This window comes from Listeria welshimeri serovar 6b str. SLCC5334 (assembly GCF_000060285.1).
Classification (GTDB): domain Bacteria; phylum Bacillota; class Bacilli; order Lactobacillales; family Listeriaceae; genus Listeria; species Listeria welshimeri.
Genome location: NC_008555.1, coordinates 31,895 through 56,881 on the forward strand (window position 1 = coordinate 31,895; position 24,987 = coordinate 56,881).

At 35.8% G+C, this 24,987-nt stretch carries 21 protein-coding genes and 1 pseudogene; all 22 read left to right on the forward strand.

Annotated features, from left to right (window positions below):
- The first annotated feature begins 10 nt into the window (after positions 1-10).
- The 22 genes and pseudogenes from LWE_RS00150 (at position 11) to essC (ending at position 24,978) form a co-directional block, all read left to right on the forward strand.
- A complete protein-coding gene (locus LWE_RS00150; protein WP_011700908.1) occupies positions 11-886 on the forward strand; it encodes a S66 family peptidase in 876 nt (291 codons plus the stop codon).
- A 240-nt stretch (positions 887-1,126) separates the two neighbouring features.
- The gene (locus LWE_RS00155) at positions 1,127-1,465 is read left to right on the forward strand and encodes a DUF4064 domain-containing protein (RefSeq protein ID WP_011700909.1); all 339 of its coding nucleotides are present in this window, start codon (positions 1,127-1,129) and stop codon (positions 1,463-1,465) included.
- Positions 1,466-1,655: 190 nt separating this feature from the next.
- Positions 1,656-2,315, forward strand: coding sequence for a DedA family protein (locus LWE_RS00160; protein ID WP_011700910.1), 660 nt, complete (start codon positions 1,656-1,658; stop codon positions 2,313-2,315).
- Between the two features lie 78 nt (positions 2,316-2,393).
- On the forward strand, positions 2,394-3,623 hold the full coding sequence (arcA, locus tag LWE_RS00165) for an arginine deiminase (RefSeq protein ID WP_077904695.1): 1,230 nt from the start codon (positions 2,394-2,396) through the stop codon (positions 3,621-3,623).
- Positions 3,624-3,905: 282 nt separating this feature from the next.
- The gene (gene rpsF / locus LWE_RS00170; RefSeq protein ID WP_003718123.1) at positions 3,906-4,199 is read left to right on the forward strand and encodes a 30S ribosomal protein S6; all 294 of its coding nucleotides are present in this window, start codon (positions 3,906-3,908) and stop codon (positions 4,197-4,199) included.
- A gap of 55 nt (positions 4,200-4,254) precedes the next feature.
- Complete coding sequence (gene ssb / locus LWE_RS00175) at positions 4,255-4,788, forward strand: single-stranded DNA-binding protein (protein WP_011700912.1); 534 nt, start codon at positions 4,255-4,257, stop codon at positions 4,786-4,788.
- Between the two features lie 43 nt (positions 4,789-4,831).
- A complete protein-coding gene (gene rpsR / locus LWE_RS00180) occupies positions 4,832-5,071 on the forward strand; it encodes a 30S ribosomal protein S18 (protein WP_003721669.1) in 240 nt (79 codons plus the stop codon).
- Positions 5,072-5,224: 153 nt separating this feature from the next.
- Positions 5,225-5,839 carry a PepSY domain-containing protein gene (locus LWE_RS00185; protein ID WP_011700913.1) on the forward strand — a complete coding sequence of 205 codons (615 nt, stop codon included), beginning with the start codon at positions 5,225-5,227 and terminating at the stop codon, positions 5,837-5,839.
- Between the two features lie 256 nt (positions 5,840-6,095).
- A complete protein-coding gene (locus LWE_RS00190; protein WP_011700914.1) occupies positions 6,096-6,710 on the forward strand; it encodes an accessory gene regulator ArgB-like protein in 615 nt (204 codons plus the stop codon).
- Complete coding sequence (locus tag LWE_RS00195; protein WP_011700915.1) at positions 6,694-6,855, forward strand: cyclic lactone autoinducer peptide; 162 nt, start codon at positions 6,694-6,696, stop codon at positions 6,853-6,855. The genes LWE_RS00190 and LWE_RS00195 overlap by 17 nt, the downstream gene beginning before the upstream one ends.
- A 95-nt stretch (positions 6,856-6,950) precedes the next feature.
- Positions 6,951-8,247: pseudogene (locus LWE_RS00205) on the forward strand (sensor histidine kinase).
- An 18-nt stretch (positions 8,248-8,265) separates the two neighbouring features.
- Positions 8,266-8,994 carry a LytR/AlgR family response regulator transcription factor gene (locus LWE_RS00210; protein ID WP_011700917.1) on the forward strand — a complete coding sequence of 243 codons (729 nt, stop codon included), beginning with the start codon at positions 8,266-8,268 and terminating at the stop codon, positions 8,992-8,994.
- A gap of 166 nt (positions 8,995-9,160) precedes the next feature.
- Complete coding sequence (gene pdeA, locus LWE_RS00215) at positions 9,161-11,134, forward strand: cyclic-di-AMP phosphodiesterase PdeA (RefSeq protein ID WP_011700918.1); 1,974 nt, start codon at positions 9,161-9,163, stop codon at positions 11,132-11,134.
- A 2-nt stretch (positions 11,135-11,136) separates the two neighbouring features.
- Entirely contained in the window at positions 11,137-11,583 is a 447-nt protein-coding gene (rplI, locus tag LWE_RS00220) for a 50S ribosomal protein L9 (protein ID WP_011700919.1), read from the forward strand.
- Between the two features lie 24 nt (positions 11,584-11,607).
- Positions 11,608-12,960, forward strand: coding sequence for a replicative DNA helicase (gene dnaB / locus LWE_RS00225; protein WP_003721677.1), 1,353 nt, complete (start codon positions 11,608-11,610; stop codon positions 12,958-12,960).
- A gap of 260 nt (positions 12,961-13,220) precedes the next feature.
- Positions 13,221-14,513, forward strand: a complete 1,293-nt coding sequence (locus LWE_RS00230; RefSeq protein WP_011700920.1) for an adenylosuccinate synthase — start codon at positions 13,221-13,223, stop codon at positions 14,511-14,513.
- A gap of 340 nt (positions 14,514-14,853) precedes the next feature.
- Positions 14,854-15,147: a WXG100 family type VII secretion target gene (locus tag LWE_RS00235; protein ID WP_011700921.1), complete on the forward strand. Its 294-nt coding sequence runs from the start codon at positions 14,854-14,856 to the stop codon at positions 15,145-15,147.
- Positions 15,148-15,293: 146 nt separating this feature from the next.
- Positions 15,294-18,536 (forward strand): type VII secretion protein EsaA, encoded by a 3,243-nt coding sequence (esaA, locus tag LWE_RS00240; RefSeq protein WP_011700922.1) that lies wholly within the window; start codon positions 15,294-15,296, stop codon positions 18,534-18,536.
- Positions 18,526-19,029 (forward strand): type VII secretion protein EssA, encoded by a 504-nt coding sequence (gene essA / locus LWE_RS00245; RefSeq protein WP_011700923.1) that lies wholly within the window; start codon positions 18,526-18,528, stop codon positions 19,027-19,029. The genes esaA and essA overlap by 11 nt, the downstream gene beginning before the upstream one ends.
- A gap of 15 nt (positions 19,030-19,044) precedes the next feature.
- Positions 19,045-19,296 carry an EsaB/YukD family protein gene (locus tag LWE_RS00250; protein ID WP_003759563.1) on the forward strand — a complete coding sequence of 84 codons (252 nt, stop codon included), beginning with the start codon at positions 19,045-19,047 and terminating at the stop codon, positions 19,294-19,296.
- A gap of 21 nt (positions 19,297-19,317) precedes the next feature.
- Positions 19,318-20,514, forward strand: a complete 1,197-nt coding sequence (essB, locus tag LWE_RS00255) for a type VII secretion protein EssB (RefSeq protein WP_011700924.1) — start codon at positions 19,318-19,320, stop codon at positions 20,512-20,514.
- A gap of 12 nt (positions 20,515-20,526) precedes the next feature.
- Entirely contained in the window at positions 20,527-24,978 is a 4,452-nt protein-coding gene (gene essC / locus LWE_RS00260) for a type VII secretion protein EssC (RefSeq protein ID WP_011700925.1), read from the forward strand.
- The last annotated feature ends 9 nt before the right edge of the window (positions 24,979-24,987 follow it).

Below are 24,987 nucleotides of genomic sequence, written 5' to 3' on the forward strand. Positions count from 1 at the left end.
CGGTGAGTAAATGTTAGTAAAAGATGACCTTATTGGAATTATTTGTTGTTCTGATGGGAGAAAAAGAGAGGATAAGCCAGTAATTGAAAGGCTTAAACGTGTTTTAGAAGTTGAATTTGGATTGCAAGTGATCTTAGCTAAAACTATTTTTCGAACAGAAGATTCACCTTTTAGTGGTAGCCCTAAAGAACGAGCGTCAGAACTAATGAAGCTGTTTCAAAATCCGGATGTGAAAATGATTTTTGATATTTCGGGTGGAGATGCAGCTAATCAGGTGCTACCTTATCTTGACTTTGAACTTATTCAAAGAGTAGCCAAGCCTTTCATTGGTTATAGCGACTTAACGGTGATATTAAATGCTATTTATACGAAGACGAAACAATCAGGATATAACTATTTATTGCGACATTTGGTGGGGGAAGCGAGTGAAATCCAAATGGCGCAATTCAGAAAAATATTTTTTGAAAATCGTCTATTGATTAATGGAAAGTCCCTTACTGAATTTGAATCGAGTAGCGGTGAAGTAGTTGGTGGAAATATCCGTTGCTTTTTGAAGCTGGCCGGAACAGAATTCATGCCAGACGTAACAAATAAAATAATATTGTTAGAAAGTTTGGGAGGAAGAGAAACTAAAATAGCTTCTTATATAGCGCAAATAGAACAATTAGGCTTGTTTTCGAAGTGCTTAGGTATCATTGTGGGAGAACATTCAGAGGCAGAGAAAAACGGTGAATACGACAGAATAGGCGACTTATATTATCATATTGGTTTAAAATATAAATTGCCTGTTTTTAGAACTAGAGAAATCGGACATGGATTAGATGCAAAACCATTTCCAATCGGCGAAAAAATAAATGTTTCACGTGAAACATTAACAAATTTTTAATATTTTTATTGCGAAATATTCATAATTAACCTTTAATATAGAACTTGTAAGCAAGGAACACAATTAGTTTTACTCCCTTTTTGCTAATTGTAGAATTCCTTAAAATCCTAAACTCCCTTTTTGGACCGACTTGATTGTCGGTCTTTTTTTATTTTTATTGATTTTCAAGCTGAAAACTATTCAATTTTTTGTTAAAATGATAACATAAAAGAAAATGCGTATAAAAAAGGAGTTTTTATCATGAAAGTTGAAGGATTGCTTGGATTTTTAGGGGCTGCAATGGGTATTGGATTTAGTTTGATGGTTCTTGTTATTCCTGATATTTCACAAGCTTTAGAAGAGGAATCATTTTTCTTCTATATGTTAACGATTGGTTCGCTTGTGCTTTCAGGTGTGGGACTTGCGGGATCATTTATTGTTTCACATAAACCGCGTCTTGGTGGAGCAATGATGGTTGCAGCTGCAATTGGTTGTACTATGTCGATTTCTATCATGTTTTTACTGCCAATCGTTTTACTAGCTGTTGGCGGATTAATTGCACTAATCAATTATGAAGAAGCTGCTTCAGTAGAAGAATAAAATTACTGTCTAGTGTAGTGATTACCAAAGTCTGATTTTTGGTCACTTCATTGGACAGTATTTTTTTGTTGAATAAAAGGTTATTAATCATTAAAAATTGATAAATAAGTCACAAGTCGGATACATGGATGACGAACTTGTGGTAAAATGAACTTTGACTTTTAAAAAAAGAAGAGGAAGTGAGTGCCTGGTGGATTTTATTACCTACATCATTGATTTTATTTTGCACATTGACCAACATTTAGTGGAGATTATAAATAATTTTGGAATTTGGACATACATCATTTTGTTTTTGATTGTTTTTATAGAAACTGGATTGGTAGTATTTCCGTTTTTACCAGGAGATTCATTACTTTTTGCGGCGGGTGCTTTATCAGTATTAGATGGTTCCATTCTACATATTGTTCCGCTAATCATTACCTTGTGGTTAGCAGCAGTTATAGGTGACACCGTGAACTACCATATCGGTAAAAAGATTGGAACATCCATACCAGAAGATAGTTGGTTTGGAAAACTAATAAATAAAGAAAAAATGGAAAAAGCAGAGGCATTCTTTAATAAGCATGGTGGAAAAACTATTTTTATTGCTAGATTTATGCCGTTCATCCGTACCTTCGCACCATTTGTAGCTGGAGCAAGCCGAATGAATTACCGCTATTTCTTGAATTATAATATTTTAGGAGCAACTGTTTGGGTGCTGTTATGTACACTTGCTGGATACTTCTTCGGGAATTTCCCAATCGTGAAAGACAACTTCTCATTAGTGGTTATCGGTATTATTGTAGTATCTGTCATTCCAATGGTTGTGTCATTCATTAAAAGTAAAATGGACAAGAAAAGCGCAGAATAATTTCTGTGCTTTTTTTATTTCCCGGGAAATAGCCCGCATAACTAATGAGTTTTTGGGGTAACTATTTAGGAAGAGGTGATGAAAATGGAAAAAGCATTAAACATTACATCAGAAATTGGCAAACTCCAGACAGTTCTTGTAAAAAGACCAGGTTCTGAACTGGAAAATATTACGCCAGAGTATTTAGAATCCTTGTTATTCGACGATATACCTTATTTGAAAATGATGCAGAAGGAACATGACTTTTTTGTAAAGAGAATGCAAGATTCAAATATCGAGGTCCTCTACTTAGAAAAATTAGCTGCTGAAGCATTACGAAAAGCTGGAAATAAAGAAACTTTTTTAACGAAAATGATTAATGAATCTAATCAAATGGATGAGAGCGCACTTTATGTACGTGATTATTTGATGTCCTTTAATGAAGAAGAAATGATTAGAAAACTCATGGCTGGATTGAAAAAATCTGAAATTCCAGAACGCAAAAAGAAGCATTTAAATGAAATGATGAGTGAACAATATCCGTTTTTCTTAGATCCGCTACCTAATCTCTATTTTACGCGAGATCCGGCAGCAGTTATTGGGAGTGGAGTGACAATTAACAAAATGTTCCAACCAGCTAGAAGACGCGAATCTATATTTATTGAACTGATTTTAAAACATCATCCTCGTTTTAGTAATCAAGAGGTTCCGATATGGTCAGGGCGAGAAGAACCTTTTTCCTTAGAAGGTGGGGATGAACTAGTTCTAAATGAAGAAACTGTTATTGTAGGAGTATCTGAACGTACTGATGCTCGTGCAGTGGAGCGTCTTGCGGAAAGCTTGTTTGCTCGGGCTCCTAAAATCAAGAAAGTTCTCGCAGTCGAAATTCCAGAAACAAGATCATTTATGCATTTAGATACTGTTTTTACAATGGTAAGTGATGCGCAGTTCACTATTCATCCGGCAATTCAAAATCAACAAGGTGAATTAAATGTTTATATTTTAGAAAAAGGCAAAAATGGTTTAGAAATTACTCCACGCAGAGATTTTAGGCGTGTAATTGCGGAAGTTTTAGAAGTGCCAGAAGTCGAATTTATTCCGTGTGGAGGAGAAGATGTCATTGTATCAGCTAGAGAACAATGGAATGATGGTGCTAATACGCTCGCTATTGCGCCAGGAGAAGTAATTACATATGATCGAAATCAAGTATCTAATGACCTTTTAAGAAGAGCTGGTATTAAAGTCCATGAAGTAATTAGTTCGGAGCTTTCTAGAGGCCGGGGTGGTCCAAGATGTATGACAATGCCACTAGTTCGAGAAAATCTATAATAAGCCCTTAAAAACGGGAATACAGCCTCAAAAAACGACTTTCTCAAAAAGTATTGTAGGTGTTTTTCAGTTGTGTTATAGTGTTTTCACAACAGAAAATTTCAAGAAATATCTTGCTGGTTAGTATGTGCTATGATATAATATTTTATTGTGAGTAATTATAAATTATTCCTTGCTCGCTCTTGATTTTAAGGCTTGCTAAAGGCAGTCTGAATTTCAGGGATATGGTGTGATTACATACCTTATCAGAGCCGCTTAAGACCACAAGGAGGTGTAGAGTAGATGGCTAGAAAGTACGAAATTATGTACATTATTCGCCCTAATATTGAAGAAGATGAGAAAAAAGCTGTTGTTGAACGCTTTGACGGAATCTTAACTGAAAATGGCGCGGAGATCATCGAATCAAAAGAATGGGGTAAACGTCGCTTAGCATACGAAATCAATGACTATCGTGATGGTTTTTACCACATCGTGAAATTGAATGCTGATAAAGCAGATTCTATCAACGAATTTGACCGTTTAGCAAAAATTTCTGATGATATCGTTCGTCACATGGTAATTAAAGAAGAAGCATAAGAATTTATTCAAGGCTCGGACCTTGATTTACTAAACGAGAGGAGGTTGGTTTTGCATGATGAATCGTGTAGTACTTGTAGGACGCTTAACAAAAGATCCTGAATTACGTTACACTCCGGCTGGCGTGGCTGTTGCGACTTTTACATTAGCTGTAAATCGTACGTTCACTAACCAACAGGGAGAGCGAGAAGCTGACTTTATTAATTGTGTTGTTTGGCGTAAACCAGCAGAAAACGTTGCTAATTTCCTTAAGAAAGGAAGCATGGCAGGGGTTGATGGCCGCGTTCAAACTCGTAATTACGAGGGTAACGATGGTAAACGAGTTTATGTGACAGAAATTGTAGCTGAGAGTGTTCAATTCCTTGAACCGCGTAATTCTAATGGCGGCGGCGGAAATAACTATCAAGGCGGAAACAATAATAATTATAATAATGGTGGAAGTAACTCCGGGCAAGCACCTACAAATAACGGTGGATTCGGACAGGACCAGCAACAATCTCAAAATCAAAATTATCAATCCACTAACAATGATCCTTTCGCTAGTGATGGTAAGCCAATCGACATTTCAGATGACGATTTGCCATTCTAATTTCATTTTAGCGGTTTGAACTTTAAGATAGGAGGAATTTTCAATGGCTGGAGGACGCAGAGGCGGACGCCGTCGGAAAAAAGTATGTTACTTTACTTCCAATGGTATTACGCATATCGACTATAAAGATGTAGAACTTCTTAAAAAATTCGTTTCCGAACGTGGTAAAATTTTACCTCGTCGTGTAACTGGAACAAGCGCTAAATATCAACGTAAACTTACTGTTGCTATCAAACGCTCACGCCAAATGGCATTATTACCATTTGTTGCTGAAGAAAAATAAATTATTTTTAACAGTCTAGAATTCATTTCTAGGCTGTTTTTTTATGAAAAATAGACCTTAGGACAATAAAACATAGGTCTTAAGGTGGACGTTTGTGCTAGAGGTTCATGTTAATGTTAAATAGAAGTAAAAATTGCACAGGGGGAAACAAATATGTATAAAAAATTAGCAGCAGTCGGGGTGACAGTATTATTAGTAGGAGCTTTATCAGCTTGTAGTTTTGGCGATGATGATAAAGATACTTCTTCAAATAATGGCAGCAAAGAAACAACAAGTAGTAAGAGTAGCAGTAACAATAGTTCCACAGATAGCTTACAAAACAAAAATTTTGATATGAGTTATGAGGATGCAGTAAGTGCATTCAAAGACAAACATAGTGATGCAGACATCTCTGGTGTTGAATTAGAAAAAAATCTTGGGAAATATGTATATACAGTTGATGGCATTTCAAATGATAATGAATATGAAATGAAATTCAATGCTGAAACAAAAGAACAAATGAGTGATGAAACAGATAAACTTGACCAAGAAGATGCTGGTGGAGTTGAAAAAGAAAACGAAAAGCTTAACTTAGATGGAATTAAAACACCAAAAGAAGCAATGGATAAAGCTATCAGTTCTCAAGCTGGTGATGTGACAAGTTGGAATATTGAAAGAGAATTAGATACAACTTATTATGAAGTAACTGTAAAACAAGATAATAACAAATACGATATCAAACTAAATGCTAAAACTTTAGAAGTACTACAAACAGAACAAGATGATTAATTAAACGAAAAAGCAACCTGTGATTATTCTTTCACAGGTTGCTTTTTTTATAAATAATATTACTAAAATAGAGCATTAATATAGGTAATTAAGACTACTTATAAGTTCTTTTTACACGTTTGAAAATTCTGAACTGTATCCAAAAAAACGTCAATTTTACCCTTTTTTAGTCGTTCATGACAAGAAACGGACATTTCATTACATTTTTGGTTATTACAGCTAAATTCGTTGTAAAATATTAGTGGAGGTGAATTAGTTGAGTAATTTTACCGTAAAAGTACCTTTATCAGAAAGAATGGCAGATGTTTTGATTTCGAAGGATCGCTGGAAAGATGACGAAGAAGGTTATTTGAAAGTAAAATATGGGCTGGAAATAATTTTAATTAATGTCATGAAGTTTGCTATCGTATACGGTATTTCCTTAGCAACAGGGTTATTACTGCAAACAGTGACAGTGCATATGTCATATTTATGGCTTAGAAGGTATTCATTTGGATTACATGCAACCAAAACATTGAATTGTACATTAATCAGCTTAGCAATGTTTGTACTTGCGCCATTTGTTTTCCAAAATATTCCCTCTAATAATTGGATTGTTTTAGGCACATTCGCATTTATACTACTCAACATGTTTTTATTCGCTCCGGCAGACACAGAGAGTTTGCCTTTAATCGGTGAAAAACACCGGAAAACACTAAAAAGAAAAGCGATGATAGGAACGTTAATTTTAACGGGAATTGCGTTACTAATACCATTCGCAGAGATGAAAACATTAATCATGGTAGGATCTTTGTTTCAGGTGATAAGTATCAATCCACTTAGTTACAAACTATTAAAAAGGAGGTATAGGAATTATGAAAAATATGAATAAATCAGTTGGTAAATTCCTTTCTAGAAAACTAGAAGAAAAATCCATGAAAGTTGCGGATTCTTCTATGAGTAAAGCTTGCTTCATGTTTGTATACGAACCAAAAAGTCCATTTGTAAAAATGCAAGAAAAAAATGAAAATAAATAAATTAAAATCTGTATAACATCAAAATTCATGCTAAAATAAAAAGAAGGCAAACTTACATATTTAAACATAGATATTTTAGACAGTGGAGGATTAATATGTTTAGTATTTTGATGGCATTTATACAGATAACGGGTATTTTTATAGCGATCCAGATTTTAACAAACAAAGTTTTTTCAATTAAAGAGGGATTGGTTACTATAGCAATTGCTATAGTAACCAATCCCTTTATTTACATTAGTTCAATACTGGTCGATGATTTTTGTGTTGGCAATTTTTGTAGGTGCTTTGTATTGGAAGAACAAGAATGTAATAGTTTCAGGTTCTATTACACTTGTGGTTATTATTTTGCTTACTATTAGTGATTCTATAGTAGGTTTTATTTTAGTACCGGGTTTGAATTTTAAATACGATGAAATATTTGATGAATTACTACCTACACTTATTTATTGTGCGGGTATGTTGACGAATTTATTAGTGCTCTCATTTATTCTAAGAAAATTGATCGAAAAAGTAAATATAGCTAGATTTGTTGAACATAGAAAATATGCTTATATTATTTTTTCTATTGTTGCTCTGACGGTTTTAGCTTTTTATATGAATATTTATGCTGGATCCATTGCTGGTTTTGATGGTTCAGTTTTGAAAATCAACACACTTATTTTTACAGGTTATACTATTTTATTAATAGTAATCGTGACGGTTGTTATTAATACTGCAACCAATGAACTTAAAGTACAGAATCAGAAGGAACAACTAGAACAGTTACAGGATTATGTTACTACATTAGAGTCCCTGCATAGAGAAATGAGAGTTTTTCGTCATGATTATGTGAATATCTTGTCAACACTTGTGGGATATATCGATAATAATGACATGCCGGGTTTGAAGTATTACTTTGAAAATAATATTGTACCTATAAATAAAACAATTGAATCGAATAACTACAAGATTTCACTGCTTCAAAATATTCATGTGATTGAACTAAAAGGTTTGTTGGCTGTTAAGTTAATACGAGCTCAAGAGTTGAAGATTGATGCGATATTGGAAGTTGTCGAACCTATTGATAAGATTTCCATGGATAGCATTGATTTGTGTAAAGTTGTTGGGATTTTGCTAGATAATGCTGTTGAAGCGGCCTTAACATGTGAAAATCCAGTTATTCGAATCGCGTTCGTGAAAAAAGGCGATAGCATTATTATTGTGTTTGCGAATAGTTTACCAGTAAATATGCCGCCCATTTATAAAATATTTGAAGAAGGTTTCTCTACAAAAGGAGAAGGTCGTGGTTTAGGTCTTGCTAGTTTACGGGAGATTATGAAGAAATATTCGCATGTTGCCTTAGATACAAAAGTGACTAATAGAGAAGTTATTCAAGAACTAGAAATTATGTAGAAGAATGGGGATGAATTTATGCTACCGGTTTTTATTTGTGAAGATAACAAAATGCAGCGAGAAAGGTTAACAAAATATATTGAAGACTATATAATGGTCGAACATTTTGATATGAAGTTAGAGCTTTCGACGGGAGATCCATTTGAGTTAGTGTCACGAATGCCTAGACATCAAGGTATGGGATTATATTTTTTAGATATTGATTTGGGGCAGCCGGACATGAATGGTTTTGAATTAGCTCAAGAAATTCGAAAATTTGATCCACGTGGGTTTATTATTTTCATTACAACACATGCAGAACTAAGTTATATGACTTTTACGTACAAGGTGGAAGCGCTTGATTACATTATCAAGGACGATATTGATATGTTGCATGAACGAGTTTTAGCTTGTATGAAGCAAGCAGAGGAACGAATTTCAAATGATCAAGATATGCAGAAATACTTTACGTTTAAAGTTTCAGATAAGAAGATTATTCATGAACTTCTGGATGATATTTTGTTTTTTGAGACAGCGCCAACTATCCATAAAGTAATTTTACATGGCAAAAATCGACAAGTAGAATTTTATGGTAAGCTAAAAAGTATTGAAAAAATGTTGGATGAATCGTTTTATAGATGTCACCGCTCATATATTGTAAATAAGAAAAATATTCATGAGTTAGATACGGCAAAAGGTGTTGTAAAAATGTCTAATGGTGAGAATTGTTATGCTTCGTCGAAATTAATTAAAAGTTTAAGTTTATAAAAGTGGCCTTTTGGGTCGCTTTTTTTGTACAAAAGTTAGTTTGGATTTGAAGAAACGCGGAATTATAGGTAAAATAATAGTGGTGAATTGTTAGTTAAGTTTATGTTATGATATAGATACTCAAATTCAGACAAAAGGTATGTAAAAAAATGGGGAGCTGGATGAAATGTCAGGCTATTTTCAAAAACGAATGCTTAAATATCCATTATACGGTCTGATTGCAGCGACAATTATATTGAGCGTAATCACGTTCTTTTTTTCGTGGTGGTTATCGGCGCTAGTTGTTGTTGGTGGGATTATTCTTACTGTAGCGATGTTTTACTTTGAACATCGTCTAAATGAGGATGTTCAATTATATGTTTCTAATTTAACATATCGGATTAAGCGTAGTGAGGAAGAAGCGCTTGTTGAAATGCCGATGGGAATATTGCTGTATGATGAACATTATAGAATCGAATGGGTTAATCCGTTCATGTCTAAATACTTTGATAAAACAGAACTAATTGGTGAATCTTTAGAAGAGGTAGGTCCTGAATTTCTGGATGTAATTACTGGAAATGATGAAAAAGGAATTATGTCGATTGCTTGGCGTGAACATCGTTTTGATACGATTGTGAAGCGTAAGGAGCGCATTTTGTATCTATACGACCGGACAGAGTATTATGAACTAAATAAGAAATATCAAGCGAACAAATCAGTTTTTGCAGTTATTTTCTTAGATAATTACGATGAATGGGCGCAAGGTATGGATGATAGACGCCGTAGTGCACTAAATAATTTGGTGACATCAATGCTTACTAACTGGGCACGTGAACATAGAATTTATTTGAAACGGATTTCGACAGATCGTTTTATGGCTTTTTTAACAGAAGAGATGTTGAAAAGGTTGGAAGAAGAGAAGTTTCAAATTTTGGATCGAATTCGCGAGCGGACTTCAAAGCAAAATATTCCGCTGACGCTTAGTATCGGAATTGGTTATAAAGAAGAGGACTTGATTGCGCTTGCTGATTTGGCTCAGTCTAGTTTGGACCTTGCTTTAGGGCGTGGTGGAGATCAGGTCGTAATTAAGCAACCTGAAGGAAAAGTAAGATTTTATGGTGGAAAAACGAATCCAATGGAAAAAAGGACTCGTGTGCGTGCGCGTGTTATTTCGCAAGCTTTGCAAGAGCTAATCACACAGAGTGATCAAGTTTTTGTTATGGGGCATCGCTATCCGGATATGGACGTAATTGGTTCTAGTCTTGGAGTTATGCGAATTGCAGAGATGAACGATCGAAATGCTTATGTGGTCGTTGAACCTGGCAAAATGAGTCCAGATGTGAAACGATTAATGAATGAAATTGAAGAATACCCTAATGTGATTAAAAATATTGTGACTCCACAAGTTGCACTCGAAAATATCACAGAGAAGAGTTTGCTTGTTGTTGTTGATACACACAAACCTTCAATGGTTATTAATAAGGAACTGCTCGATTCGGCTACAAATGTCGTTGTTGTCGATCATCACCGTCGTTCAGAGGAATTTGTTGGTAATCCGGTTCTAGTTTATATTGAACCGTATGCGTCCTCTACGGCCGAACTGATTACGGAGCTATTTGAGTACCAACCTGATTTAGAACAAGTTGGGAAAATTGAAGCAACGGCACTTCTTTCCGGGATTGTCGTTGATACTAAAAACTTTACATTACGGACTGGGTCGAGAACGTTTGATGCAGCAAGTTATCTACGTTCGCTTGGGGCGGATACGATTTTAGTACAGCAATTTTTGAAAGAAGATATTACTACTTTTACACAGCGAAGTCGTTTAGTGGAGTCGCTTGAAATTTATCATGATGGTATGGCGATTGCTGCTGGACAGGAAGACGAGGAATTTGGAACGGTCATTGCAGCGCAGGCAGCAGATACGATGCTTTCTATGGAAGGTGTACAGGCGTCCTTTGTTATCACGCTTCGTCCAGATAAATTAATCGGAATTAGCGCAAGGTCGCTTGGACAAATCAATGTGCAAGTCATTATGGAAAAACTAGGCGGTGGAGGTCATTTATCGAATGCAGCCACACAGCTTAAAGATGTTACAATTGCAGAAGCAAAAAAACAATTAATTAGCGCCATTGATGCGTATTGGAAGGGAGAAACATAATTATGAAAGTTATTTTCTTGAAAGACGTAAAAGGTAAAGGTAAAAAAGGGGAAACAAAAAATGTTGCAGATGGTTATGCAAACAATTTTTTAATTAAAAATGGTTACGCGGTTGAGGCTAGCAATGCAGCTTTAAGTACTCTTTCAGCTCAAAAGAAAAAAGAAGATAAATTAGCTGCCGAAGAATTAGCAGAAGCAAAAGCTTTGAAAGAAAAAATGGAAAAATTAACAGTGGAATTAAAAGCGAAGTCTGGTGAAGGCGGCAGATTGTTTGGTTCTATTACATCTAAACAAATTGCTCAAACGCTTGAAAAAACACACGGTATTAAAATAGATAAACGTAAAATGGACCTTCCAGAAGCAATCCGAGCTTTAGGACATACGAAAGTGCCTGTGAAATTGCACCACGAAGTAACGGCAACACTTGATGTACATGTTAGTGAAGAATAATTTTTCTTAAGGGAGCGTAAGACAGTGGATAATAATTTTCAGGACAGAACACCACCACAAAATATTGAAGCCGAACAAGCTGTACTGGGCGCGATATTTCTTGAGCCGAATGCGCTGATTACTGCTTCTGAAATTTTAATGCCGGATGATTTTTATCGGACTGGTCATCAAATCATTTTTGAAACGATGCTTGATTTGAATGACCACGGGAAAGCTGTCGATGTTTTAACTGTGTATGAGGCGCTTGCTGCTAAGGGTAATTTAGAAGATGCGGGCGGTTTGCCTTATTTGACGGAATTATCTGGTGCTGTGCCGACTGCAGCTAACTTAGAATACTATGCTCATATTATCGAGGACAAGGCGCTTTTAAGGCGTTTAATTAGAACTGCTACCCAGATTGCAACAGATGGCTATTCGCGCGAGGATGAGCTCGATATGCTTATGGACGAAGCGGAAAAGAGTATCTTGGAAGTTTCGCAACGTAAAAATGTCGGTGCGTTTAAGAATATTAAAGATGTTCTTGTTAAAACATATGACGATATTGAGATTTTGCATAATCGTAAAGGTGATATTACAGGGATTCCAACTGGATTTAACGAGCTGGACAAAATGACAGCTGGCTTTCAACGGAATGATTTAATTATTGTTGCGGCTCGTCCTTCTGTTGGTAAAACCGCATTTGCCTTAAATATCGCACAGAACGTAGCGACGAAAACCGATGAGAATGTAGCTATTTTCAGTTTGGAAATGGGCGCGGAACAACTCGTAATGCGTATGCTTTGTGCGGAAGGAAATATTAATGCGCAGAATTTACGGACAGGTGCTTTAACAAGCGATGATTGGCAAAAGCTGACAATTGCTATGGGAACACTTTCTAATTCTGGGATTTATATTGATGATACGCCGGGTGTTCGGGTGAATGAGATTCGTTCGAAATGTCGTCGTTTAAAACAAGAAACTGGTCTTGGTATGATCGTGATTGATTACTTGCAACTGATTGCAGGGAGCGGTCGCGGTGGTGAGAACCGGCAACAAGAGGTTTCTGAAATTTCTAGGTCATTAAAAGCTTTGGCGCGGGAACTTGAAGTACCAGTAATTGCGCTTTCGCAGTTATCTCGTAGTGTAGAGCAGCGTCAAGATAAGCGACCGATGATGTCAGATATCCGTGAATCTGGTTCTATTGAGCAAGATGCGGATATTGTAGCCTTTTTATACCGAGAAGATTACTATGATCGAGAAGGCGAAAACGATGGTACAATTGAGATTATTATTGCGAAACAACGTAATGGTCCGGTTGGCGATGTGAAACTGGCCTTTGTAAAAGAATATAATAAGTTTGTGAATTTAGAAGTGCGTTACGACGACGCAATGGCTTAATGAGGAAACCTTGTGAATTTCTAATTTGATTTAGAGTTCACAAGGTTTTTTGTTTTATGTAAAAAGGTATCGTATAATGAAAAACAGTCGTGGAAACTCTATAAAAATGATTAAAAACGCGAACGATAAAATTACCTTACAAATCAATGTTCGTAAATCCATTGACTATTTTGACGGCAAACGGTACAATATATAATGGAAAATGAAGAGGTTATGAAAAAAATCATAGCTATCAAAGACCAATTAAATGAGGTGTTTAAATGTCTTCAGTTGTTGTAGTAGGAACACAGTGGGGCGATGAAGGAAAAGGGAAGATTACGGATTTTCTTTCCGAGAATGCAGAAGCGATTGCTAGATATCAAGGTGGGAACAATGCAGGTCATACAATTAAGTTTGATGGCGAAACGTACAAATTGCATTTAATTCCATCCGGTATCTTTTACAAAGAAAAAATCAGTGTTATTGGTAATGGTATGGTTGTAGATCCAAAGGCTTTAGTGGAGGAATTAAAATATCTTCATGACAAAGGCGTGGATACTTCTAATTTGCGTATTTCTAACCGCGCACACATTATTCTGCCGTATCACATTCGTATCGATGAAGCTGATGAAGAACGTAAAGGCGCAAATAAAATCGGTACAACGAAAAAAGGTATCGGCCCAGCATATATGGATAAAGCGGCTCGTGTCGGTATTCGTATTATTGATTTATTAGATAAAGAAACATTTAAAGAAAAATTAGAGCATAATCTGGGAGAAAAAAACCGTTTACTTGAACGTTTTTATGAACTAGAAGGCTTTAAATTAGAAGATATTTTAGAAGAGTATTATGGTTATGGTCAACAATTTAAAGATTATGTTTGTGATACATCGGTTGTGTTGAATGATGCACTTGATGATGGCAAACGTGTATTATTTGAAGGTGCGCAAGGTGTTATGCTTGATATTGATCAAGGGACATATCCATTTGTAACTTCAAGTAACCCAATTGCTGGTGGTGTAACTATTGGTAGTGGAGTTGGTCCATCAAAAATCAATCATGTTGTTGGTGTGGCAAAAGCTTATACAACTCGTGTTGGCGACGGTCCTTTCCCAACAGAATTATTTGATTCTATTGGTGACAATATTCGTGAAGTTGGTCGTGAATATGGTACAACTACTGGTCGTCCGCGTCGTGTAGGTTGGTTTGATAGTGTTGTTGTCCGTCATGCTCGTCGTGTTAGTGGCTTAACTGATTTATCATTAACACTACTCGATGTTTTGACAGGAATTGAAACACTTAAAATCTGTGTAGCATATAAGTTAGATGGAAAAACAATTACTGAATTCCCAGCAAGCTTGAAAGACTTAGCTCGTTGCGAACCAGTCTATGAAGAATTACCAGGTTGGACAGAAGACATTACAGAAGTTAAATCATTAGATGATCTTCCAGTAAATTGTCGTCACTATATGGAACGTATTGCGCAACTTACAGGTGTACAAGTTTCTATGTTCTCTGTTGGTCCTGACCGCGCTCAAACACATGTGGTTAAAAGTGTGTGGCGTTTAGCTTAATAATAAGGTTTAAAGCTTCTTGAGGTATTTTTCTCAAGAAGCTTTTTTTGTTTCACGTGAAACATTTTGATTAAATAATGGCAGTTTATCTTATGAGGATAAAGATAAGAATTACGCAAAAGACAACTTTATTTCTATTTAAACTTTAAAAAATTATCATTAACCACCCTGTTTGTGAAAAATACCTCTTTTTATAAAAATATCCCTTCCAAAAAACGACTAAAATCGTTGTATCTGCTATATATTATTCGCTTTTCTGTCACATTTTATTTTGTGAATTCGTGATATAATTTTAAGGTGATATCTTATTCACAATAGATAATAAGAGGAGATGAAGTGAATGTCAGGTCAAATTAGAATGAGTCCGGCAGAGTTACGCGATCGCGCTAAAACTTATGGTCAGAGTGGTAGAGATATTGAAGATATTTTAAGCCGTTTAAGCCAGTTACAAGAACAGCTTCGTAGCGAATGGGAAGGTCAAGCTTTTGCTCGTTTTGATGAGCAATTTGAGCAATTAAGACCAAAAGTAACTGAATTTGCGAACTTAATGGATCAAATCAACGCTCAACTTGAGAAGACAGCAAACGCAGTAGAAGAACACGATCAACAACTTTCTCAAAATTTCGGATTCTAAAATCAACAAAAGTGGAGCATACATACAAATATCGTTGGATGCTTTACGAAAAGCCATGCAGTTTTTTGCATGGCTTTTTCTAAAATAGAAAACATATGCCTAAAAAGGTATTTATATAAAAAAAGACACAGCGGGAGTGGACATGAATGAAGAAGGTAAAATGGAGTATTTTACTCTTTTTAGTCTTGGCGATTTTTTTATCAGCGGGTATTACTTATCTAGCTTTAAATCAAGAGGCAAATAAAGATACTAAAAATAGTAATGAAAAAGCACATAAAATGACTATCGCGCTTGTGAATGAGGATCAAGGCGACACATTCCAAGGAAAGCGAGTAGAGTTCGGGAATCAATTTGTAAAAAGTATAGAGAAAGACGATGCACATGAATGGTACGTTGTAAGCCGTGGGGTTGCAGAGAGCGGTTTAAAACGAGATGTATATAATATGATGATTGTTATTCCGAGTGACTTCTCTAAAAAAGCATTATCAATGACATCAGATGCGCCGGAAAAAGTAACAATCAGCTATAAAGTAAATGATGTAGGAAATAGCGATTTGAAAGCGGAGGCGGAGAAAACAGCGGCTTCTGTATTAGAAGACTTCAATACACGTATTATTGATGTTTATTTTGCGAGCATTTTAACAACTTTACAAGAAGCTCAAGATAATATTGGTACGTTAGTTGAAGAAGAGAAAGAATACGACAAAATATACAATAAAGATATTAATAATCCATTATCAAGTTATACAGAACAATTTAAAACCGTCCAAGATTACACAGGAAATTCAAAAGAGAGTTTTCAAGGGTTTCAAGAGATTATGAAAGACTTTGAAAAAAGCTTAAATATCTCTAAAAAAGAAAACACCGAACACATGAAGAATATGGACACTTTTACAAAAACACAAGAAACAAATGCGCCATTTGAAGCGAAATTCACAAAAGACTTACAGACATTTGATGGAACGCTTTCGGCGGATGATATTAGGGAGCAAACTACTGCTTTAGAACAAGCTAACAAGAAAATGACTTCAGAATTTCAAATTTCAGAAGGGAATAATTCCTTATTATCACAAACGCAAGGCCTACAGAAATATATTGCGGATACAAACGCGCAAATTGAAGCACTAGATGCTGAGATTACGGGGACGTTAAATAATGACTTTCGAACAGCTGTGTATAATGATTTGCTGCGAATTTTACAAAAAAATGAGTATTCGGATAAATTAAATGAAATTGGCTTGAAAGATTTAACCGGTGAAGATATTAATGCGGGTTTTGATAAAGCGCTTGTGAAAGAAATTAAGGCTTTACCGACTTATAATGCGCAACAACTGTCAGCAATTGGACTTGACGAAGATTTGTATAAAAATATTGTTACGCTGTCCAAGGAATATTATGAGGATCATCGGAGTGCATTTGGGGATGATTTTAGATTTACCAATGAAGAAAAAACATTACCAACCGATACATTAAAAAGGGACACCATTAATAAGTTGAAAACAGCGGGTATGGCGCTTGAAAGCACTTCATATACCTTACCAGCAAGTGAATATAACTCAGAGGTTTTCCTTACTTTAGATAAGAAATTCCATTTTGAAAATGTAGTTTGTACGATTAATGTGGAAGGGCAAACAGAATTAGTTCAGAAAGAGCCATTTGATGAAAATGGTTTAAAACTTACTTTGCCAGCTTCAGCGACTCCTGTAGAAATAAAAATCACAGGGACGGCGAAGTTGAATGATGGGGCGGATGTTCCTTTAACGGGGGCTGTGAACTGGAATGCTACTTTACAACAATATGAAAAACAAACGACAGAATCTGGTGACTTGCCTATTATTCCAACTGATCCTGACACAGGGAATCCTGATACAGACAACCCAGACCAAACGCCAACCGAAGATCCTGTTTTAGTAAGGAAAGAAATTTTACCAATTAATGTAATGGAGCCAACTTATTTAAGCGAAACAAGAAGTTCTGTTAAGGCAATCACGAATACTGTAAAAGACTACTATAAATTACAAGTATTATTTGATTTGTATTACGGAATAGATGCGAGCGATTCGGGACAAATGCCTGATTTTAGTAATTATGAAGTTACATTAGAAAATACGGCAAAAACATCCTCCTATTATTATATTTTTAATAAAGAAGATATCATAGGGAGTTTTGTAAATCTTACAACGGATCGATTTGTAGCGGATTATACGAAAAAAATTAAAGCATTCGAACAAAAAATTGCTGATTATAAATCTTTGATGGCAGAAGCAAGTTCAAGGTCAGAAGATGTGACAAATAGATTAAATGAAACGACACAAGAAGCAATTAATTTAAATACTAATTTGGCGCTGACGCTTAAAAACCTTGAATCATGGAGAGAAGCAAGTCAAGGTTTGTTGGAAGAAAATGATGTAGTAGTAGAAAAATCTGGCGAAGAGGCTTCAATGGCGCTCCAGTTGAGTTCTGAATTTGCAGGCCTATTAGCGGAAAGCGAGTCGTTAGCCGGCACGTCAGGAGGTAATTTGAAATCAGCTGAAGTGGTTTATGACACCTTTGATGCAATTGATAAAGAAGCAAAAAACATCCAAAAAAGCGGAAAAACTCTAGTTAAAGAGGCTTCTAATTTATCAGCTGACTTAGAAGAAAAATTGAAGGATGATCAGACTTTCCAAAAGAATTTTGCCAAAGTAATGAAAAATAGCCGAATTGGTGATCGACAAAATGAAAATCTCTATAGTTTCTTGAGTAATCCGGTAGATAAGATGAATGCGGGAACGATTGTGGCGGGTGATAAATCGATGCCATACTTTATGATTTTAATTTGTACTATCCTTGCGATTTTTACTAGTTATGTCATTTCGCATCAAGAGAAAAAACGGAAACAATTAAATGCATTTGAGAAAGAAATGTCATTAGTCTTTAAAAACATCCCGATTACATTCTTAACAATTTGTGTAGCGATAATTGAAGGACTTGTTATTGGTGCGGTTTCTGGATTTATATTTGAAGTAGGGCAAATTGGCATGTTCCTCTGGATTGGTATTTGTGTACTAATTATGATGGCGTTAGTAACTGCTTTTTCTTACTTATTGCGTCAACTCAATATGATTGGTATGTCGATTATCCTGCTCATTTTAAGTTTGTACCTATTTTTAACAGATGCAGTCGGGCTTAATATTGATAATGAGTCGATTTTTGCGACATTTAGAACATTCTCGCCACTGCAATACATGGAACAGCTATTAAACGGGATTTTAAGTGTACAGCAAAATTACATTATTATTGTTTATAGCTTAATTGGTGCAACAGTGTTATTTACTGCACTCAACCTGTTTGTTTGGCACCGTTCTAAAAATGAAGAACAAGAGGAGGAGCATTCGGATGAAATTTAAAATGGCAGCATTATTGCTATTAGTTTGCTTTGCTTTTTCTCCTAGTGTACTTGCGGCCGAATCGGATAGTTATTTAGAAAACAGCGGAAAAATGGATATTAAAACCGATCGACTTCAAAAAACAGATGAAGAGAAGAAGAAAGAGCTTGAAAAAATGGAAGAAACCGAACTTGATAAAAACGGTATCCCACTTTTTACAGATGAATGGGATAAAAAAGTATCTAAACAAAAAGAAACAGAGAAAGCTGAATATGACCGTATTAAAAATGCTCTTTTTGAAGAAGAGCCCACTTCCGGAGAAACAGTGAAAACAACAAAAGAAAAACTTTTTTCTGGAAAATATGAAACAACGAGTAATAAGGCTGCTATGACAACGAATACGGAAGATGAAACTAAAAATACAAAGCAAAAAACAGTTGGCGGAGCAATCGCTGGAACACTCCTGGCATTAGCAGGTGGGATTTATGCAGCAGCACGCAATGTTTTTGAATAGAAGTGAGGAATTGAAATGGCTAAAAATACACATATGAATGTGACTGTTGATTTTACAAACTGGGGCGCAGATAAATACGATCTGCGCATTCCAGTACATCAACCAATTAAAGCTTTGATTATCAATTTGGCAGAAACGCTCAAAATTGAATATAAAGATTTGTCCAAATGTACGATAAAAACTACGAATAAAGCAATTTTGTTAAGCGACGATGATAAATTAACTAATTTTCAAATTGCTGATGGCGATATTTTAGAAATTTTATAGAAAAAAAGGAGAATGAAAACGATGAATAAGACAACAGATATGGACGGAACTGCTTATGATTTTACGTATGAGGATTTAGCGTGGAGTATCACTTTTCCTAAATCAAAAACCCATGCGAAAGAGTTAGCTCAATTAGAACTATTAGAGAAACCCGCGACTCATTTTGTGCCGGCAACAATTTCAAGTGATAGCGATTCTTACATGATTTCATATGAGATTGATAAACATACATATGGATTTGAACAAATTCGCAAGATGGAACGGGAAGATAAACTGCGTGCTTTGCGGAATATAGCAGATTTAAGTGAACTATTAAATACGCGCTATACTTTTTTCTTGCATCCTGATAATTTGATTTTTGATATCAATTTAGTGCCTAGAATTGTTCATCGTGGAATTAAAAATATATTACCTCCATATGAACTGACTGAAGAAACGTTCTTAAAGCAATACCAATGTTTCGCTATTGCCATGTTTTCTAAAAAATTCACTTTTGAAAATTTATATAATGGCTCCCTTTCTAGTGCAAGAGGAACTCAATTCGAAAAAAACATTTTAGATGCAAAAACGGTACAAGAAGTTGCTGCGGTTTTAGAAGAAGCGTATATAAAAGAAAATAAATCTATGCAAAAGAATATGGCTCGCGTTCCTAAGAAAAAATACGGGGCATTTCGTGGTCTTGCAGTTGGATTTATCATTGTAGCCATTTTACTTGCGATTCCAGTGAGCTATTTTGCTTTTGTCAAAGTGCCGCTTCAAGACGATTTATTAACTGCGAACGAACAGTTTCTTAAGACCGACTACGATAAAGTAATCACCGGACTAGAAAAAGTGGACCCTGAAAAAATGCCGCAATCTGTTCAATATGAACTAGCATACTCCTATGTAAACGGCGAAAAAATGAGTGATAAAAAGAAAGAAAATATTATGAATACGATTAGTTTGAAATCGGACCCTAAAAACTTACTTTATTGGATTTATAATGGTCGCGGAGAATTCAGTGAATCGCTTGATATTGCTAAACTTTTAGATGACCCGACACTTGCAATGTATAGTTTAACAAAACAAATTGAACAAGTTCAAAGCGACACCAAACTTAGTGGTGAAGAAAAAGTAGAAAAACTAAAAACGTTAGAAGATAGCTTAAAAGCATATGATGACAAAATAAATGAACAAACAAAAGAAACAGATGAGTCAACAAATACAGAAGCAAAATAAGGGAGAATGACCATGAATAGAGATGCTTTATTAATTGTTAGTAACGGGCAGCAATGTCATAAACACCATTTGTCCCCTGAAAAAGTCGTGACAATCGGTAATACAATCGAACATGAAATTACTTATCCGGAACTGGTAGAGTCAATTGAAGTTAAATACGACGAAAACACTTGGAATGCTGGAACAACGGCGCTCCAAGTAAACCAAGCTGTAAATGTAGATAAGTTAGCATTTTATCTTTGCCAAGATTTGCATACACAAGTATATGATGTTGTAACGAATATTTCAGTAGCTTTTGGTGCAGGGACTGAGAACGATGTCACGATTGATGAAACAAAATCAGATTTTTTACTTTTGCGTGATGCGAAGGAAAGTCTGTTTAAATTACAAGTTTTACATGGTGAAATCTACCATAACTTTTCTTTAGTAACAACTGACTGCACGCTAGAGCCAGGTGATCAGCTCTATACGGACGGTGTGACGATTACAATCGGAAAAGAAGACATTAGTGTACTAGCAGTGAAAAATCGGGTGACGAGCAAATTAGCACCTTTATTTGCTGCGGATAATTCATTTGGTGATGACTACCCGGATTACCACCGTTCTCCGCGGATTATTTATCGTGCGCCAGAAGAAAAAATTAGCATGGCTAAACCTTCAAGTAAGCCTTCAAAACCAACAGATGGCTTAATCAAAATTATTTTACCACCGCTTATTATGGTTGCGATTACTGTAATGATTTCTATTTTCCAACCTCGTGGACTGTATATCATCATGACCATTGCGATGTCAGCAGTAACAATCACAATGGCAGTTATTAATTACGTGAAATCTCGTAAAAAATACAAAATCGACTCTAAACAAAGAATCGAAAGTTATGATTTATATTTAAAACGAAAAACAAAAGAATTACATGAAACAAGCGAGAAACAACGTCACGCCTTAACTTATCATTATCCAGATGTGACAGAATTAGAAAAAATGGCGCTACGAGTAGATTCGCGTATTTATGAAAAAACGATGTTCCACCATGATTTTCTGACTTTCCGAGTTGGCCGTGGCGACGAATCTAGTAGTTTTTCCGTCGAATTTCAACAAGAAGAATTCAGTCAAGACAAAGATGAACTTATTGATGAAGCTGTAAAAATCAAAGGACAATATTTATCCATAAGCGGCGTTCCTGTTGCGACAGACTTGATGCATGGTCCAGTCGGCTACATCGGACCACGCCATCTAGTTTTAGAACAATTACAAATGTTAGTAATGCAGACGTCCCTTTTTCATAGTTATTATGATTTGCAATTTATTACGATTTTTCCAGAAGAAGAAAAAACTGAGTGGGATTGGATGCGCTGGTTACCGCATGCGAATATGCGTGATGTAAATGTGCGAGGCTTTGTGTATCATGAACGTTCGCGTGACCAAGTGTTAAATTCGCTCTATCAAATTTTAAAAGAACGTAAACAAGCGCTTACTGAACAGGCGAGCAAACAGGAAAAATTATATTTTACGCCACATTATGTGGTTTTAATTACTGATGAAAAATTAGTACTTGACCACACCGTGATGGAATTCTTCAATGAAGATCCAAGCGAACTAGGTGTTTCTTTAGTATTTGTGCAGGATGTAATGGAGAGCTTGCCGGAACACGTCAAGACTGTCGTGGATATTCGTGATGCGAAGAGCGGGAACATTATTTTAGAACAAGGCGATCTTGTGAACCGAGCATTTATACCAGATCATTTGCCAGTAGATTTCGACAAAGAAGTAATCAGCCGCGCTCTTGCGCCATTAAATCATCTTCAAAACTTGAAAAACTCAATCCCAGAATCCGTTACTTTCCTTGAAATGTACGGTGTGGAGCGCGTGGAAGAGTTAAACATTGCAAGCCGCTGGGCGAAAAATGAAACTTATAAGAGTCTTGCTGTGCCACTTGGCTTGCGCGGGAAAGACGACATTGTTCAACTGAATTTACATGAAAAAGCACACGGGCCGCATGGTTTGGTAGCCGGAACAACTGGTTCTGGTAAATCAGAAATCATTCAGTCTTACATTATTTCTCTTGGTGTCAATTTCCACCCATATGAAGTCGCATTCTTGCTAATTGACTATAAAGGTGGAGGAATGGCGAACTTATTTAAAAATATGCCACATTTACTCGGCACAATCACCAACTTGGACGGCGCGCAATCGATGCGTGCACTTGCATCCATTAAAGCTGAATTGCAGAAAAGGCAGCGGTTATTTGGAGAGCATGACGTGAACCATATCAACCAATACCAAAAACTATATAAACAAGGAAAAGCGACCGAACCAATGCCGCATTTATTCCTGATTTCGGATGAGTTTGCGGAATTGAAATCGGAACAACCGGAGTTTATGAAAGAACTCGTTTCAACCGCGCGTATTGGACGTTCTCTTGGTATCCATTTGATTTTAGCCACCCAAAAACCAAGTGGTGTCGTGGATGACCAAATCTGGTCCAACTCCAAATTTAAATTGGCGCTAAAAGTACAAAATGCCAGCGATTCGAATGAAATTTTAAAGACACCAGATGCAGCAGAAATCACACTACCGGGTCGTTCGTACTTGCAAGTTGGTAATAACGAGATTTACGAACTGTTCCAGAGTGCTTGGAGTGGCGCGGATTACGTGCCTGATAAGGAGAGCACAGATTATATTGATACGACGATTTATGCGATTAATGACTTGGGTCAGTATGATATTTTGACCGAGGATTTGAGCGGCTTAGATAAGAAAGATGATTTGACGAAATTACCGAGTGAGTTGGATGCGGTGATTGATCATATTCATGCGTATACGGAGGCGTCTGGGATTGAGGCGCTGCCGAGACCTTGGTTGCCGCCGCTACCTGAGCGAATCTTTGCCCAAGACTTACATCCAGTCAATTTTGAAGAAGCGTGGAAAGAACCGAAGAAACCACTGCGCGCGACGATTGGGTTACTGGATCAGCCGGAGTTACAGGCGCAAGAACCATTAACACTTGATTTAACGAAAGATGGACATGTGGCTGTATTCTCAAGCCCTGGGTTTGGGAAATCCACCTTCTTGCAAAGTCTAGTAATGGATTTAGCACGCCAACATAACCCTGAGCAATTGCATGTTTATTTGTTGGATTTTGGGACGAATGGGTTGTTGCCGCTTATTGATTTACCTCATGTAGCGGATACCATGATGGTGGATGAAGTTGAGAAGGTGCAGAAATTTGTAAAAATAGTTACACTTGAAATAAAAGCTCGTAAAAAATTATTAAGTGAATATCGCGTTGCTAATATTGAACAATATAGTCAAGCAAGTAGGAAAAATGTGGCGAATATCTTGGTGTGTCTTGATAATTATGATGCTCTTAGAGAAGCTGGATTCGGAGATGAGTTTGATAAAACAATGATTCAAATGTCACGTGAAGGAGCTGCGTTAGGAATCTATTTGGTTACGAGTGCCTCAAAACAAAGTTCGATACGTATGCAAGTCATGTCAAGTATCAAGCTACAAATTGCATTATATCTAATTGATAAAAGTGAGGTTACTTCTATAGTTGGTCGTACAGATTTAATTTTGGAAGAATTATATGGCAGAGGTATGATTAAAATCGGTTCACAAGCAATTTTCCAAACAACATTACCCACTAAAGGCGAAGAGATTGTTGAACAAATTAGTAATTTGACAGAGGAAATAGCTGTAATGAAAGAGAGTTGGAATGGTGAATGTCCGGATTCTATCCCTGTTATGCCAGAAGTTCTAAGCATTTCTGACTTTGTGGGACGGAAAAATACAAGAGATAATATACAAAATCAAATTTTACCGTTAGGCTTAGAATACGAGAATATCGAGGCAGTAGGTCTGGATTTTAAATTAAAACAAAATTTATTAATAATAAGCGATAGTAATATTAAGTTAAATTTAGTACAACAGTCTATTGTTAAATCTGTACAATACGTTAAAAATTCATACCAATTGTTGATTTTAGATAAAATTTCACAACCATTAAAAGAAGTTTCTGCATTAGCGAATGGGTATGTTAGCAAATTGGAAGAATATGAAAAATTCACTTCTATGATGGCAGAGGAATATGCAACAAGAAAAGATTTGGATAGTAAGGCTTTGTTAAAAGATACGGAAGGATGGATTGTATTAATTTCAGATTTAGCGGAGTTTATTCAACATACATCAATAACAATTGAGCAAATGAAAGAGTTTGTAGAGAACGGACCGAACTTAAATATCTTTTTCATTGTTTCAGGGATACAAACTTCTATAGAATATGGACTTAATCCTATTGAGAAATTTGTGAAAACAACTATTAGAACAGGTCTAGTGGCTATGAAAAATTCAGAACAAGGAATTTTCAAAGGAAACTATATAACTAATGAACAGCCATTAGAGAAATTTGAAACATATTTTTATATTGATAATACTAGACAAAAAATCAAATTACCAAATTAAAAAGATAGA

What these genes read in the sequence shown, in the direction of transcription:
- rpsF (WP_003718123.1), top strand. Translation starts at nt 3,906, where the DNA reads ATGGCTAGAAAGTACGAAATTATGTACATTATTCGCCCTAATATTGAA.
- arcA (WP_077904695.1), top strand. Translation starts at nt 2,394, where the DNA reads ATGAAAATGGAAAAAGCATTAAACATTACATCAGAAATTGGCAAACTC.
- LWE_RS00210 (WP_011700917.1), top strand. Translation starts at nt 8,266, where the DNA reads ATGCTACCGGTTTTTATTTGTGAAGATAACAAAATGCAGCGAGAAAGG.
- LWE_RS00250 (WP_003759563.1), top strand. Translation starts at nt 19,045, where the DNA reads ATGGCTAAAAATACACATATGAATGTGACTGTTGATTTTACAAACTGG.
- essB (WP_011700924.1), top strand. Translation starts at nt 19,318, where the DNA reads ATGAATAAGACAACAGATATGGACGGAACTGCTTATGATTTTACGTAT.
- essA (WP_011700923.1), top strand. Translation starts at nt 18,526, where the DNA reads ATGAAATTTAAAATGGCAGCATTATTGCTATTAGTTTGCTTTGCTTTT.
- esaA (WP_011700922.1), top strand. Translation starts at nt 15,294, where the DNA reads ATGAAGAAGGTAAAATGGAGTATTTTACTCTTTTTAGTCTTGGCGATT.
- rplI (WP_011700919.1), top strand. Translation starts at nt 11,137, where the DNA reads ATGAAAGTTATTTTCTTGAAAGACGTAAAAGGTAAAGGTAAAAAAGGG.
- LWE_RS00195 (WP_011700915.1), top strand. Translation starts at nt 6,694, where the DNA reads ATGAAAAATATGAATAAATCAGTTGGTAAATTCCTTTCTAGAAAACTA.
- LWE_RS00155 (WP_011700909.1), top strand. Translation starts at nt 1,127, where the DNA reads ATGAAAGTTGAAGGATTGCTTGGATTTTTAGGGGCTGCAATGGGTATT.
- LWE_RS00150 (WP_011700908.1), top strand. Translation starts at nt 11, where the DNA reads ATGTTAGTAAAAGATGACCTTATTGGAATTATTTGTTGTTCTGATGGG.
- essC (WP_011700925.1), top strand. Translation starts at nt 20,527, where the DNA reads ATGAATAGAGATGCTTTATTAATTGTTAGTAACGGGCAGCAATGTCAT.
- LWE_RS00235 (WP_011700921.1), top strand. Translation starts at nt 14,854, where the DNA reads ATGTCAGGTCAAATTAGAATGAGTCCGGCAGAGTTACGCGATCGCGCT.
- pdeA (WP_011700918.1), top strand. Translation starts at nt 9,161, where the DNA reads ATGTCAGGCTATTTTCAAAAACGAATGCTTAAATATCCATTATACGGT.
- ssb (WP_011700912.1), top strand. Translation starts at nt 4,255, where the DNA reads ATGATGAATCGTGTAGTACTTGTAGGACGCTTAACAAAAGATCCTGAA.
- rpsR (WP_003721669.1), top strand. Translation starts at nt 4,832, where the DNA reads ATGGCTGGAGGACGCAGAGGCGGACGCCGTCGGAAAAAAGTATGTTAC.
- LWE_RS00185 (WP_011700913.1), top strand. Translation starts at nt 5,225, where the DNA reads ATGTATAAAAAATTAGCAGCAGTCGGGGTGACAGTATTATTAGTAGGA.
- LWE_RS00230 (WP_011700920.1), top strand. Translation starts at nt 13,221, where the DNA reads ATGTCTTCAGTTGTTGTAGTAGGAACACAGTGGGGCGATGAAGGAAAA.